At 63.6% G+C, this 14,622-nt stretch carries 13 protein-coding genes and 1 pseudogene; 11 read left to right on the top strand and 3 right to left on the bottom strand.

Translation table 11 applies throughout. The features are described from left to right. The first annotated feature begins 126 nt into the window (after positions 1-126). From C8D95_RS20820 to C8D95_RS20855, 8 genes and pseudogenes are all read left to right on the top strand, one after another. Positions 127-1,074, top strand: a complete 948-nt coding sequence (locus C8D95_RS20820; protein ID WP_109761127.1) for a carbohydrate ABC transporter permease — start codon at positions 127-129, stop codon at positions 1,072-1,074. Beyond that, complete coding sequence (locus C8D95_RS20825) at positions 1,071-2,009, top strand: carbohydrate ABC transporter permease (RefSeq protein WP_109761128.1); 939 nt, start codon at positions 1,071-1,073, stop codon at positions 2,007-2,009. The genes C8D95_RS20820 and C8D95_RS20825 overlap by 4 nt, the downstream gene beginning before the upstream one ends. Further along, a complete protein-coding gene (locus C8D95_RS20830) occupies positions 2,006-2,194 on the top strand; it encodes a hypothetical protein (protein ID WP_109761129.1) in 189 nt (62 codons plus the stop codon). The genes C8D95_RS20825 and C8D95_RS20830 overlap by 4 nt, the downstream gene beginning before the upstream one ends. Positions 2,195-2,197: 3 nt before the next feature. Then, entirely contained in the window at positions 2,198-3,295 is a 1,098-nt protein-coding gene (locus C8D95_RS20835; RefSeq protein ID WP_109761130.1) for an ABC transporter ATP-binding protein, read from the top strand. After that, a pseudogene (locus C8D95_RS20840) lies at positions 3,288-4,046 on the top strand (ABC transporter ATP-binding protein); the annotation flags it as partial. The gene C8D95_RS20835 and the pseudogene C8D95_RS20840, both read left to right, overlap by 8 nt. Positions 4,047-4,420: 374 nt before the next feature. Then, positions 4,421-4,753, top strand: coding sequence for a hypothetical protein (locus C8D95_RS20845; RefSeq protein ID WP_109761131.1), 333 nt, complete (start codon positions 4,421-4,423; stop codon positions 4,751-4,753). Positions 4,754-4,934: 181 nt separating this feature from the next. Further along, a complete protein-coding gene (locus C8D95_RS20850; RefSeq protein WP_109761132.1) occupies positions 4,935-5,579 on the top strand; it encodes a hypothetical protein in 645 nt (214 codons plus the stop codon). 29 nt (positions 5,580-5,608) lie between these two features. Further along, on the top strand, positions 5,609-6,181 hold the full coding sequence (locus tag C8D95_RS20855; RefSeq protein WP_126918505.1) for a hypothetical protein: 573 nt from the start codon (positions 5,609-5,611) through the stop codon (positions 6,179-6,181). Positions 6,182-6,339: 158 nt separating this feature from the next. On the opposite strand, the gene C8D95_RS20860 is transcribed toward C8D95_RS20855, so the two are convergent. Further along, positions 6,340-6,789, bottom strand: a complete 450-nt coding sequence (locus tag C8D95_RS20860) for a hypothetical protein (RefSeq protein WP_126918504.1) — start codon at positions 6,787-6,789, stop codon at positions 6,340-6,342. Between the two features lie 392 nt (positions 6,790-7,181). On the opposite strand from C8D95_RS20860, the gene C8D95_RS20865 reads away from it, so the two are divergent. Genes C8D95_RS20865 through C8D95_RS20875 form a run of 3 tightly spaced genes read left to right on the top strand, consistent with a single transcriptional unit; the run spans position 7,182 to position 11,852 of the window. Next, positions 7,182-9,404, top strand: a complete 2,223-nt coding sequence (locus C8D95_RS20865) for a penicillin acylase family protein (RefSeq protein ID WP_164721584.1) — start codon at positions 7,182-7,184, stop codon at positions 9,402-9,404. Between the two features lie 3 nt (positions 9,405-9,407). Continuing rightward, the gene (locus tag C8D95_RS20870; RefSeq protein ID WP_109761136.1) at positions 9,408-10,952 is read left to right on the top strand and encodes a GH3 family acyl-acid amido synthetase; all 1,545 of its coding nucleotides are present in this window, start codon (positions 9,408-9,410) and stop codon (positions 10,950-10,952) included. 3 nt (positions 10,953-10,955) lie between these two features. Beyond that, positions 10,956-11,852, top strand: a complete 897-nt coding sequence (locus C8D95_RS20875) for a dienelactone hydrolase family protein (protein WP_109761137.1) — start codon at positions 10,956-10,958, stop codon at positions 11,850-11,852. A gap of 91 nt (positions 11,853-11,943) precedes the next feature. Here C8D95_RS20875 and C8D95_RS20880 read toward each other — a convergent pair whose 3' ends face one another. Then, complete coding sequence (locus C8D95_RS20880; protein WP_109761138.1) at positions 11,944-13,149, bottom strand: SAM-dependent methyltransferase; 1,206 nt, start codon at positions 13,147-13,149, stop codon at positions 11,944-11,946. A gap of 62 nt (positions 13,150-13,211) precedes the next feature. After that, entirely contained in the window at positions 13,212-13,364 is a 153-nt protein-coding gene (locus C8D95_RS22195) for a hypothetical protein (RefSeq protein ID WP_164721583.1), read from the bottom strand. Positions 13,365-14,622: the final 1,258 nt, after the last annotated feature.

The raw sequence follows: 14,622 nt of genomic DNA on the forward strand, positions 1-14,622 counted from the left end.
GGTGCGTCCGGTCCTTCTTCCTCGACAGGGACGCGACGCGCATCTCGGCCTTTGCAGGATCAGCCAATACGGATGATCATTCCGGTGCGGACCGCACCGCTGTAATCATCGTCAAGGACACTTCCTATGACCGACGCTTCGATGGACAAGATCGCGCGTGCCACCCCCGCGCCGATGGCCAGACGCATCCGCGGACTCTCGGACCGCACCATCGCCTGGATCTTCGTCGCCCCGTCGATCTTCCTGCTGCTGGCGGTCAACATCTTTCCGCTGATCTGGACGATCAGGCTCAGCTTCACCGACTACCGGGTGAACCGTCCGAACCGCGAGGCAGAGTGGGTGGGCCTGGAGAATTACCAGCGAATCCTGAGCGATAGCGGCATCTGGAGCACGATGCAGGCCACCGCGCATTTCCTGATCTGGACCATCGTTCTGCAGGTGCTGATCGGCTTCGCCCTGGCCTACCTGATCAACATGAAATTTCGCGGCAACGATCTGTGGACCACCATAATCGTGCTGCCGATGATGCTGAGCCCGGCTGTGGTGGGCAATTTCTGGACGTTTCTCTACCAGCCGCAGATCGGCCTTTTCAACTACGTCATCGCCTTCTTCACCGGTGCCGACCCTGCCTCCTTCTCGATGATTGGCGACGTGAACCTGGCACCTTGGGCCATCATCATTGCCGACACCTGGATGTGGACGCCCTTTGTCATGCTGATCTGTCTCGCCGGCCTGCGCTCGATCCCGGACAGCATCTACGAGGCTGCCGAGTGCGACCGGGCCAGCAAGTGGCGGCAGTTCTGGACGCTGACGATCCCCATGGCCCTGCCCTTCCTGATGCTGGCAGTCCTGTTCCGGGGCATCGAGAACTTCAAGATGTTCGACCTCGTGGTGCAGCTCACAGGCGGGGGACCCGGCAACACCACCACGCTCACGTCGATCGACCTCAAGCGCGAGGCCTTCGAGCGATGGCGCACCGGCTATTCGTCGGCCTACGCCGTGATCCTCTTTGTCACCGTGTTTGGCCTCGCCTCCATTTACGTGAAAGCGCTGACGAAGGTTAAAGAACGATGAGCTTCTCCGTCACCAGCCCGAGCCCCGCCGCCAAGTGGTTGGCCGGAATCCTGGTGATCGGCTATGCGATCATCACCATACTGCCCCTGGTCTGGATCATCGCCACCGGTTTCAAATCACCCGCCGACGCAATCGCATACCCGCCCAAGCTTGTGTTCGAGCCAAGCCTCGAAGGCTACGTCAACCTTTTCACCACCCGTACCCGCGTCACAGAGAACGACTTTGCCGCCCTGCCCCCGGCGTCGAGCTGGTACGAGCAGATCGTGCGCGACCAGGGCATGGTCATCGCTGGGCCCTCACGCTACGGCGAACGCTACCTGAACTCGATCATCATCGGCTTCGGCTCGACGGCCCTGTGCATGGTGCTCGGCACCGCGGCGGCCTATGCCTTCTCCCGGTTCCGGGTACCGCTGAAGGACGATCTGCTTTTCTTCATCCTATCCACACGGATGATGCCGCCTATCGCCGTCGCCATCCCGATCTTCCTGATGTTCCGAGAGATTGGCCTGAACGATACGCACCTGGGCATGATCCTGCTCTACACGGCGGTGAACCTGTCGCTTTCGGTGTGGCTGCTGAAGGGCTTCATCGACGAGATCCCGGTGGAATACGAAGAGGCGGCACTGATCGACGGCTACACCCGCTTTCAGGCCTTCATCAAGGTGGTGCTGCCCCAGGCCGCCACCGGCATCGCCTCGACAGCGATCTTCTGCCTGATATTCGCCTGGAACGAGTACGCCTTCGCGGTGCTGCTCACCTCGGGCGCCGCCCAGACAGCGCCGCCCTTCATTCCGACAATCATCGGGGTGGGCGGCAAAGACTGGCCCGCCGTGGCGGCGGGTGCGACGATCTTCCTCGTGCCCGTCATGGTCTTCACCATCCTGTTGCGCAAACACCTGCTGCGCGGGATCACCTTCGGAGCGGTGCGCAAATGAACGGCTTTCTCAAGGAACTCCTGCGACTGCGCCGAGGTGCCTGGGAGATGGTGGCCAGCACCCTGATCGCCCTGGGGGTCATCATGCTGATGCAGCCATTCGTAATGGAGCTGTTCACCTACTCCTTCATCGTCACCCTCATCGGCACGGTGATGTTCGTCATCGTCAGCCACTTCGCGGAGTAGCCTATGGCGCAGATCCGGATTGAGAACCTGCGCAAGGACTTCGGTTCCTTCAACGCCGTGAAGGCCTCGACCTTCACCGTCGAGGACGGCGAGTTCTTCATGCTGCTCGGCCCCTCTGGCTGTGGCAAGACGACGACGTTGCGGATGATGGCGGGCCTGGAACTGCCGACCAGTGGAGAAATCTATATCGACGGCGAGGAAGTGGGCATGAAGCGCGCAAGCCAACGCGATATTGCCTTCGTTTTCCAGATGTTCGCCCTCTACCCTCATATGAACGTGGGCAAGAACATCAGCTATCCGCTCTTAAGCCAGGGAATGTCGCGGGCGGACGCCAGGCGCAAGGTAGCGGAAGTTGCGAAGATCCTCGGGATCGAGGGGCTGCTGGACCGCCCGGTCGGAGGGCTCTCGGGCGGAGACCGTCAGCGCGTGGCGCTGGGGCGGGCAATCGTGCGCAGCCCAAAGGCCTTCCTGATGGACGAACCGCTGGGCGCGCTCGACGCCGAATTTCGAGAGCACATGTCCGAAGAGTTGCGCGCCCTGCATGACCGGATGGGCGCGACGACCGTTTACGTGACCCACGACCAGCTGGAAGCCATGCAGATGGGCGACAAGATCGTGGTCATGAACCACGGCGTCGTGGAGCAGTTCGGCGTGCCGCAGCAGATCTACGATTGGCCCGCCACCCGCTTTGTCGCCGCCTTCATCGGCTCGCCGCCGATGAACTTCCTCGATTTCGACGGCGCCGTGACCGCGGGTGACACCGAACTGACGATTGGCGAGACACGCATTGACGTGCCGCGCCAGCTCGAGGCCGCCATGGGAGCGCTCACGCTGGGGGTCCGACCCGAGCATCTGCACCTCAGCGACGAGGCTCCCTATCGCGGCGAGATCGTTGCTGCGGAATACCTCGGAACCACCCAGATCGTCACGCTCGACACCGCCTTCGGAAGGGTCAAGGCGCGCATCCCGTCCCACGAGGTTGTCCGCACCGGCACGCATACCGGCCTCGCATTCGATGCCCGTACGCTGACGGTGTTTGACGGCGTCACGGGGCGCGCCCTGGTTTCGGAAGCGAACCATGAGGTGCTGGTCCATGGCTGAAGTTGCCCTGAGCAAGGTATCCAGGAGCTTCGGCGAGAACGTCGCACTGGACGACGTGACGCTGACCGTGCCCGATGGCGCCTTCGTCGTGTTGCTTGGCCCCACTGGCGCGGGCAAGACGACAACGCTGCGCATGGTCTCGGGGCTCGACGTACCGGACCAGGGGCGCATCTCGATCGGCGGGCGCGACATGACGGGCCTGACCCCCGCGCAACGCGATGTGGCGATGGTGTTCCAGCAGTACTCCCTCTACCCGCATCTGACCGTGCGCGAGAACCTCGAGTTTCCGCTGAAGTCGCCTGTGTTGCGCACGCAGCGAGCCGAGATCGACCGCAAGGTCGGCGAGGTAGCCGAGGTGCTCCAGATCTCCCACAAGCTCGACAACAAATCGACCGCACTTTCGGGTGGGGAAATGCAACGGGTGTCGATCGGGCGGGCGCTGGTGCGTGATCCTTCGGTCTATCTGATGGACGAACCGCTGAGTTCGCTGGACGCCAAGCTGCGGGCCGATCTGCGGGTGGAGCTGAAGAACATTCAAGCCATGTCGGGCGCCACGCTGCTCTATGTCACCCACGACCAGACCGAGGCGATGACGATGGCCACCCATGTCGGCGTGCTCGACCGGGGTCGGTTGGTGCAGTTCGGCACACCGCGCGAGATTTACGAGGATCCGGTGAGCATCTACGCCGCCAGTCGCCTCGGATCGCCGCGGATAAACCTGCTGCCGGTCGACGTCTTCGGGCATGCGCCACCACTCCCTTAATGATTTGCCCGAGAGCGCTCGTGTGCTTCCCGCGAAGGCGGCGACGTTCGACGGTGCCGTGCGCAGCCTTTCGTTTTCCTCCCTCCACTTCCCGCATGCGGCCAACCCGACCTTCGCTCCCGATAAGCGGTGGATCGAACGGCTTGCTGTCACTCATCGGATATTCAACGCCCCGTATCTGACGGAGCGAGGCGGGAAAATTGGCGGACACCTCCCCAGACCGAAACAGCGGTCCATTCCTCATTGGCACAGTTTCTTCTCGTGCACGTCGAAACAGACGGCCGAGCGGTCACGCCATCTCACCTCGATCACCAAACCACACATCGAAAGGACGGCCGCCTGAAACGGCCGATTTGATCCGCATGCGTAAGACAAAGCGTCCCTCCCGTCCCAAGCCAACCCTGCAATCTATGGCCATGGAACATGCCGTCGCCGCCTTTCAAGCCATCGTTCAGATTGCCGAAAACAGCCTTGACGACTCGGTACGTCTAAAGGCGTCCCAAGCGATCGTAGATCGCGCATACGGTAGACCGCCCCAACTCGATCCGAAGGATTTCGTAAAGAAGGAAGATAGGCTGGCTGCAATTATTGCACACGCGATGGACGCAGGTTCCAGGCTTCAGGTTTCATACAAAGGTCGGCGCAAACCCCGCCCCATTATCGATGACGATATCGATGAAGATGTCGAACCCTAGTCCCGGTCTCGAGGGCGACGCGATCCTTGATCCGCTGCCCCCGCTCCACGCAAGACCGAATGGCAAAGAAAGAGCGACAGCCAACGGGGACAGGTGTGTTTTCAGAGAGCATCGGAGGAGCGGCCTTCACCGGTCTTCCATCACGACAGCAAGATTGATCGCAAAAAAAGGAGCAGCAAACGTGCCCAGATCGCCGTCTCTTCCCGCCCGCATCGTCGTCAGGAGCTTCCCGGACCTCGTGCCTCCCCGTGATCCTCTCCTGGGTGAAGATCCGGAGTTTTTCGCAATCTTCCGCTCCGGCCTCGCCCAGGCTCTGGCGCCGGCCACGTCGTACGAGGATCTGGTTGCCGAGAACCTCATCGCCATCGAATTCGAGCTCGTTCAACATCGCCGCCTCCGCGATGTGGCGCTTGGTCAGAACATCCGGGACGCGATTATCGAAGCTGTCGTCAATCGCGAACGCGATGACCATGACTCGGAACTAGACGCACATCACGACGCCTGGATCGCCGAGGGTCACAGTGCGCACGCCTGGAAGGAGCCGCACGAATTCGACCCCGCGGCGGCCCGTGCCGCCGGCACGGACCTCGCCGATCGCGTCACGTCCCTCGACCGCAGCGTGCGCGACAAAGCCCTCACCCAGATCACCGAGCTCGGAATGACGCCCATGGAGCTTCTGGGCGAAGCCCACCGCAGGTTCGGGAATAGGGTCGCGTACCATGAGGAGAAGATCGTCGAGCTCGAAGCCCGGCGGCGGGCGGTGAAGCGCGACTACGACGCGTTGCAGGCTGCGCGCCCCGTCGAAGCGGAGGTCATCGACGCGTGAGCGCCGAGGCAATCCTACGGCGAAACCGGATGAACGCCAGCTCGAGCACGGGTCCACGGACGGCCGAAGGCAAGCGTATCGTCGCCGGGAACGCGCGGCGTCACGGCGCGACTTCGGCGACGGACCCCGAAGTGACCGAGCGCGTGCTCCGGATCATCCTCGATGCGCCGGAACCGACGCTCGGTGACGCCATGTTTGGGGAGCGGAGGATGCAGGTGGCGCTCCGGCTTGCCGCTGCCGAAGCGCGCGCGCTTCAGACTGAGACCGCTGCGAGACGGACGCCGATCGAAGCTCCGGAGTGCACGGCCCAGGACACTCTACTGCGTTGTCTCCTCGAAGTGCCGTCCGACACTCCCGGGCTCCGCGGGATCGCCACCGAGGTCCTTGAAGGCGCTCTTCAGGAGCAGGCTGCGAGGCGGACAGCCTTCGAGCGTGAGAAGCGCCTGGCACGGCGGTATGTGAGCGAGGCGCGGGCCGAGCTCCGAAAGGCGCGCGCGGCCTGGATCGAGCATCTTGTCGAGGAGCGGGCGCCCTGCCCTGCAGAGACGGCGAAGAGCGATTTCCCGAAACAAACCAAGAATTCAACTATAAGTAGATCTTAGATGACCGTGAAACACTCGTGCCGCTGACAGCATCCGTTGTCCGTTCAAAACGGCGGATGTCGCGTCCCGCCCCGTACCCCCCGGATTATCGCCTGGGGTCGAATGCCGTGCCGCGCCTACCCGGACAGTCGCGCTGATTGGAGGCGGCGCCTAGGGGGTCAGGACAACACCGTCGTCCGCCGTAGATCAGCGGTACCATTCCGACTTTTTCCCACGCCTGCAGTTGTGGGCGTTTCGGCCGGACTCTCCAGCGCGAGAGGGGCCAAAACAGGCTCGAACACCGGTTCCGGCAGCACAACGCTCCATGTCTCACGCCTGAGGTACCCATGGTATTCCTCCGCGGAATCCTCACGGACCCGCATCGAGATCGCGTGGACGCTGCCATGCAGGAAGTTCGCCCCGGCCGGCGGCGCAAATTTCTTCGCCAGACAAAACACGGCCGTGCCCTGGCGGTCCGTCAACAGCCATCGATCACCCCGCAGAACCAGCAGCAATGCATCCTCCGTCCTAAGACGCTCAATGCCGCCAAGGGACGCGTTCGCGTCGTGCAGGCGTCCGGCAAAGCTGAGGTCGACATCGGACGGATCGAGCGTCCGGTAGAGTTTCAAGGGGGTGGGGTCAGACGCACCTTGCTGTGACCTCCGCGGCAGCAGCTTAGGCTCCAATGATGACGCAGCGCATCCCGTTCCGGCACTTCAAGACCAGCGCCAAGGTTATCCGCTGGCGTTGATAACGCACGACCGATGCCCGCCCTCGCCGCGGACGTCGCGGACCTGCTGCACGGAGGCGTCAGCCCGGAACTCCATTCGCGGGTCCGGGTGAGCAGTCATTCCGGATGAAGGCTCAATCTGCCGCCTGGCGATGGGTGATCTTGTACCCGAGCGTTTCTGCAAGACCGCTCTCAATGCCCTCTGACAAAGGTCACGGGCTCGCCCGAAGCGGAACACATCGCCGACCGCAGGCATTACCCATCACAATGGAGCACGCACGATGCAGTGAGATGCCAGGGCGGTTTGCGGTGGCGCGGGACGGCGTCCGGCTCGGGCTTGGGTTGTGGGTCCGCGCGATGCGGGCGGGACGTCTCCCGCAGATCAGCGTCGGTGAGCGACTGGCGATGGTGGCGGTCGCAGACGCTCCCGTGCAGCGGCCGGTCCGGATAGCCTGGAGCGACCGGCAGATCCCCTTTATAGACGCTGAATGCGACGGCGATCTCGCAGTGGCGCTCGGTGTCGTTCATGCGCACCTGCGGATGGCGCAGATCGAAATGATGCGCAGGATCGCGACCGGACGCCTTGCCGAGGTACTTGGCGCGCCTGCGGCTGGGTTAGATCATGCGCTTCGGACTATCGGTTTCGTGGAGGCTGGCCGGACATGTCTCGCGGCGATGTCGCCAGAGGGGCGCGACTGGGTGGAACGGTTTCTCTCCGGGCTCAACCACCAAATTGCGTCGCAAACGGCCATACCGCGCGATCTGGCCCTGATCGATGCGCCGCCAAAACCATGGAGGCTTGAGGAGTTGATGGCGGTGATGCGTCTTGCCTCGACCGATTTCACCTGGAAGGTCTGGCTGCGGCTGATCAAGCTGCGCGGTCGTCCGGACTGGCCGACGTCATGGGCGCGGCTGATCGGCAGCGACGCGCTGCCTGAGCCGAGCCTTGGCGGGCTCGGTGCGGTGTTCGACCGGTTCGGGCGACCGGGCAGCAACGCCTATGCTCTGGCAGGCGCGCGCACGGCGTCGGGCAAGCCGCTGATGGGAGGAGATCCGCATCTCGGAATCCAGTTGCCGAACCTGTGGATCGCGGTTGGCCTGCGCTCGCCCAGCTATCATGCCGTCGGGCTGATGGTGCCTGCGGTTCCGATGCTTGCGCCCGGGCGTAACCGTCACATCGCGTGGGGCGGAACCAACCTTCACGCCGCGAGCAGCGAGCTTGTCCGCCTCAAGGGCCGGACCGACGCAGCGGTCCGGGCTCGACGCGATCAGATAGGGGTGCGCTGGGGCCGGACGCGGGACGTGGAGGTGCGCGAGAGCGCCTTCGGTCCGGTGATCTCCGACGTCGACCTCCTGGGGATCGACGAACCGCTGGCCCTGCACTGGATGGGGCGCCGGCCTAGCGACGAGGTGACGGCGCTGCTGGACGTGGCGGGGGCGCGGGACTGGGACAGCTTCAGGGCGGCGCTAAGCAGCTACGCCGTCCCGGGGCTGACGCTGGTTTATGCTGACGCCGCCGGCCGGATCGGTCGGGTGACGGCGGCGACACTTCCGCGGCGGCCCCCGACGCCACCCGTCGATATTGTCTCCGAGGCCGACGCACTCGACCATTGGCGCGAGACTGTGGGCCCCGACGCGCTGCCGCAGGCGGTTGATCCGCCGGAGGGGGTCATCGCCTCGGCCAACGACGAGCCGCCACCCGGCGCAATCGTCATCGGCCGGTTTTTCTCGCCGCCGGACCGCGTCGCGCGGCTGCGTCAGCTGCTTGGCGCGGCTGAGGGGGCAGACGTGCCCTTCTTGGCCCGACTGCAACTCGATGTGGCGGCGCATTCGGCCTTGCAGGTTCGCGACCGGTTGGCACCTCACCTCCCGCCGAAGCCGTCGGTCTCGGCGGCTGTGGCAGACTGGGACGGGCGTTACGATGAGAACTCCGCCGGGGCTCTTGGGTTCGAACTGATCGCAGGCAACATCGTTCAGCGGCTACCGATGCCGGCCACACGCGCCATCTATGCCGCAAGCTGGCATGCCTTGGGGCTGCTCGACCGGGAGCTTGCACGGCTGGCGCCGGAAGCGCTGAGCGGGATCGTGGTCGCCGCCACCCGCCGAAGCGAGTGGCTGTTCCGCTACTACAAGACCTGGGGAGCCATCCATCGTCTTCGGCTGGGGCACCCGCTGATGCGTCTGCCGCTGGTCGGCCGTCGCTACCGCGTCGGGGACTTTCCCGTCGGCGGCAGCAACGAGACCCTTATGAAGTCGCGCCACGGCTTCGTGCGTGGCCGCCACAGCGTCGGCTTCGGGGCGCAGGCGCGGCACATATTCGACCTGTCCGACATGGACGCCAATCATCTCGTCCTGCTCGGCGGGCAGGATGGCTGGCTTGGATCGACCACATTCGCTGACCATCTGCCATTATGGCGCAAAGGAGAATTGATCCGCGTTCCGATGCGGGCCGAGACGGTGCGGGCCGAGCATCCGCACGTCACGGTGCTGACGCCACCGACGCAGAGGGCCTGAGCAATGCTGGACGCAACTCCGCTGCTGCGCACGTATACCCGGACCCGTCTCCGCCGGCTGGCACGGTTGGATCCGGTCGCGACCCAACGCCGGGTGCTGGCGGGGCTGCTTGCCCGCGCACGCGAGTGCCGGTTCGGGCTCGAGCATGGTTTCGGCAGCATCGCGTCGGTGGAGGAATACCAGGCGCGTGTTCCGTTGCGCCAATACGAGAATTTCTGGGAGGGCTATTGGAAAGCCGATTTCCCGAACATCGGCGGACAGACCTGGCAGGGGCCGATCCCCTACCTCGCAGCAAGTTCGGGAACCTCGACCGGGCGAACCAAGTACCTGCCCGTCGGCAAGGCAATGGCCCGCTCAAACCGCGCCGCCGGCGTCGATCTGATGGCGCATCATCTGGAGCATTGTCCCGCGAGCCGGGTGCTGGGCGGCAAGAACTTCATGCTGGGCGGGACCGTTGATCTGAGTCAGCTTGCGCCCGGCGTCTTCTGTGGAGACCTGACCGGGATCGCCCGACGGGAGGCGCCGCTCTGGGCGGAGCCGTTCATCTTTCCCCCGATGTCATTGGCACGCGAGGCCGACTGGGAGCGCAAGATGGAGAGCCTGGGTCGCGCCTCGCTTGGCGAGCCGATCCGCACGGTCGCGGGGACGCCTAATTGGCTTCTCTTGTTTTTTGAGCGGCTTGCCGAACTGACCGGCAAGCGTCGGCTGGCGGAAATATATCCCGAGCTCGACCTTATCGTGCACGGCGGAATGAGCTTTGCGCCCTACCGCCGCATTTTCGCCGACTGGTTGGAGGGCAGTCGCGCCGAGCTGCGCGAGGTATATCCGGCGAGCGAGGGTTTCATCGCACTTGCCGACCGTGGTCCGGGCGAAGGCCTGCGCATGCTGATCGACAACGGCCTGTTCTTCGAGTTCGTGCCTGTCGAAACGCTGAACGAGCCTGCGCCGGAACGCCACTGGGTCGGCACTGCCGAACTCGGGCGGGAATATGCGCTGGTCGTGTCGAGCAACGCGGGGCTTTGGTCCTATCTTCTCGGCGATACAGTGCGGCTCATCGACCTAAATCCGCCGCGCCTGCTTGTGACCGGCCGCACGTCCAGCTTTCTGTCTGCCTTCGGAGAACATCTGACCGGCGAGGAAATCGAGGATGCGGTGGTCGGGGCGGCCGAGGCGCAAGATGCGCAGGTGCGCGACTACGCGGTGGGAGCGATCTATCCGGATCGCACCGAAAGCCGCGGTCGCCACCTGTTCGTGATCGAGTTCGAGCCCGGTCAGATGCCCGACGCGGCGGCCGTCGCAACCGGCCTCGACCAGCGGCTTTCCGCGGCGAACGAAGACTACGAGGCCCACCGCCACGGCGACATCGGAATGGGTCCGCCCGAGGTGCTGGTTGTACTGCCCGGCACCTTCGCGGAATGGATGCGCCGCCGCGGCAAGCTTGGCGGGCAGAACAAGGTGCCGCGCGTCATTCTCGATGCCGATCTGCTCGCCGGATTGCAGATCCTGGCCCGTGACCGCCTTCTCGGCGGAGGACCGAATGGAGCGTAACCGATGGAAAAGCCGACAATTGACACGCCGAACCCACTCCTGCTGCGGGACATGCTCGAGCCTGACAACGTCGAGACACTGGGGCTTTGCGCCGATCTTCACCTGCCCAAGGACGGTTCCGGGCCTTGGCCCGGAGTGGTGATCCTCGACGGGCTCGGAGGGCCGAAGGACAGCCGCGAGCGGCGGTACGGCCGCAAGCTTTCCGAGCACGGCTATGCTTCTCTGGTGATCGACAGCTTCACTACCCGGAACGTCGGCGCGCGCGGTGACGTCGTGCGCGCGCTCCGGGTCAGCGAGGCGATGATGCTGAGCGACGCATTCACCGGCCTGCGCTATCTGGCCGGTCGATCCGACGTCGATCCGGACCGGATCGGCGTAATCGGGTTTTCCTATGGCGGCATGATTGCGGTCCTCGCCGCCTACGAACAGCTCGCGAGGACTTTCATGCCGGACGGGACACGGTTCGGCACGCATGTCTCCTACTATGGCTGCAGCGTCCCGAGGTTGGACGACCCGGCGACGACCGGCGCTCCGGTGACGCATCTGCTCGGCGGTTGGGACAGGAACGTCTCGATCGACCGCGTGGGGAAAATAGCCGAGGACCTGCAAAGGGGCGGTTCCGAGAGCAACGTGCGGATTTTCGACGAGGTCTATCACCAGTGGGACGGCGAGGACGAGACACGTAGGTTCTTTCCGCTCAACCTCCGTCGCTTGCGTTTCCGCATCGGCAGCGACGGCGTGGTTCGGGACGAGCGGACTGGATTGCGCATGAACAGCCGAGCGAAGCGGCTTGGGCTGATTTCGCTTTGGATCGATCCGACCGGCTATTCCATGCTGCGGGACGACGAGACGACGAAACGGAGCGACGAAATTCTGCTTGCGGCACTGTCGGCGATGTGATGGCCGACGCCGGGTGATCAGCCGAAATCCCCCGCCTGCCGGTGATCGCTTTATCAAGCGCAGCCAACTTGAACCGTAAATAGACAGAGATCTAAGCCGTCTGCATATAGCTCCGTGTCAACGGAACGGCAGTCTGCTCCTTCGCGAGTTGCAACTGGAAGACCGCCTGGCGCCCATGCCGGAAGGCCATTTCAGCGGCAGCAAGGTAAAACTGCCACATCCGGAAGAACCGCTCGTCATAGATGTCCAGCACCCGATCACGGTTTGCCGTAAACCGTTCGAACCAATGGCGCAGAGTTTCCGCGTAGTGTATCCGCCAGATTTCGACGTCGGTATACCATAGGCCAGCCTTCTCCGTCGCCGAGACCATCTCGGACAGGGACGGGATATTGCCGCCCGGGAAGATGTATTTCTCGATCCAGGGGCTCGTCGCTCCTGGCGGACGAGAGCGGCCGATCGTATGGATCAGCGCGACGCCATCAGGAGCCAGCAGATCTCGAACCCTTCGGAAGTAGTCCTTGTAGTGGGGCACGCCGACATGCTCGAACATGCCGACCGATACGATCCGGTCGAACTCGCCCGACACATCGCGGTAGTCCGCAAGACGGAATTCCACCCGATCCTCCAGTCCCTCTGCTTTTGCTCGAGACCTGGCGACCGCGAGTTGCTCTTCGCTCAGGGTGATCCCGAGAACGCGCGCGCCGTAGTCTCGGGCAAGCGTCAGTCCAAGACCGCCCCACCCGGATCCGATGTCGAGGACCTTCATGTCTGGTTTGAGAAGTAGCTTCTTAGCGACGTGCTGCTTCTTCGCTGCCTGAGCGGCAGCCAGGCTCATCGCCGGTTCCGAGAAGTAGGCGCAGCTGTACTGCTTGTCCTCATCGAGAAAGAGATCATAAAGCTCGCCAGACAGGTCATAGTGATGCGCGACGTTTCGCTTTGCCCGGGATATCGGGTTGTAGGTCCGCCAGCGGCGCAAGGCCGACCGGGAGGCGTCAACGGACGCAAGCCAGGGGTTCCTCCGGCCTTGACCGCTCTGCATGTTGCGCATGGCGAGGGCGAGGAATTCACGAAGGCGGTCTCCCTCGACCAGGAGAGTACCGTCCATGTAGCCTTCACCGGCCCCAAGCTCGGGCGAAACGACGATGCGCCTGACAAGGGTTGGGTCGGTGATACGGACCACAACTTCCTCGCCGGTGCCGTCGCCAAAGGTCTTCCGCCTTCCGTCAGGCGTCTCGACTGTCAAACAGCCAGTCTGAAACAGACTGCTCAAAAGCCCATATAAGACAGAGCCCCACATGCGCTGAGGAGAAATTTGATCAGTTCTGCTGTCAAGGGCCGTCCCTGCCCGTCTGTCTCTGCTCAGTCCTGCGCTGCCGCCTCAGTCGGGATGGGTGTGTCCTCGCCGAGTGTGTCGGCGACGTAGAGCTTCTTGACGGCGACGCAGGTCACAATCGCCAGCGGCGAGGCGACGACCACGCCAACCACCCCCAAAAGCAGTCCGAAGACTGTCACCGCCAGTAGGATGAGCCCGGCGGGGATCGTCGACCATCTCCTGTTGGACCAGCGGGGTGATGACGTCCGACGCGAGCTGCTGGATCGCCACGGAGGCGGCGATGCCGCCTCAGAGCGAGATCCTGATGCGTTGCGGCTGCAGTGACGGTCCGGTTCCTGCCGCTCCCTGAGGCAAACGCAAGGTGGAAGTCGCGGGCCGGCTTTGATCCCGGCGATCGAAACTATGGCATGGTCGAGATCGGGAAGGAGGGATTGCGGTCAAGGCGCAAGCGGCATGTTCGGGATGCGCAGACCGTTGGGGATTGCGGCCATCCTTGTCGTAATTGCAGTCTTAGCAGGAGTCTTGGCGGCTACATTTGGGCTCGCGCCCCTGTGGCGTGCCGCGACGATGGCACGGACCATTTCTCTTGGGTTCTTTAATCTAGTTAATATGCCTGGGCGCAACTTCAGCCTACATCAAGATGATGGCGGCGCCTCGCCTCGCACCAAGTCCAGCGGGGGGTCGCCAGGTTCCACAGGGCAGGAACAGCGCGCGTTGCCGGCTTGTGAAGCAGGTAGGGAGGACGCGTGTCGTCTGCTCTGATGAGGGACGGGCCCCGCGTCTTAGCTCAGAGCTGACGCGGGGCCGAGCCTCGTAATTGGGTTCTGTCGATGGATCATTGTTAGCCTGATCTCTTGATCTAGCTTTTACGGTGGGTAGCCACCGCCAACGGGCTGCCATCCGGGCGGCCTACCGTCGCAGAATGCCTTTTTCCGGCCGCCCGCCCGGTTCAGACCGCACAGCATGAAGGCGAAATGAGGCGCGAGGCGGACTCGCGTACGCCCTGCGCCCGATCCGAACTGAGGGGACAGTTCGGCGCAACACTCCTTAAATGACCGCTCGCCGCGGCGCGATTTAGGCGCAAGTCTGGTAAACAATACGCTGGAGAGGGCAAAGCAGCGTGCGCTGGCGGCTTGTGAAGCAGGTGCGTCGGAACAAGGTGGGCACCTTTATGTTGCACGGTGGGGCCGACCCCTCCTGCCCCACCGGGCGGCCTGGTGTGAGTGCTCCCCAAGTATTTCGGTGCGGCCGCCCGGATCGTCCCGAGGAAGACGTCGACAGGATCATCAGGCTACCGAGGAAATTGCCTTGCAGCCTGGCGCCACCAGGGAGACCGGTCTTGTCATTTGTGGACGGCTCCGGTTTTGCAAGGTTTTTCTCGAGCGACTTGGATCGAAGCAGGTAGCGGTCATTTGTCCGGCCTGTGTGCGCGGCGTG

The sequence above is a fragment of the Silicimonas algicola genome, from assembly GCF_003148765.1.
Lineage (GTDB): Bacteria > Pseudomonadota > Alphaproteobacteria > Rhodobacterales > Rhodobacteraceae > Silicimonas > Silicimonas algicola.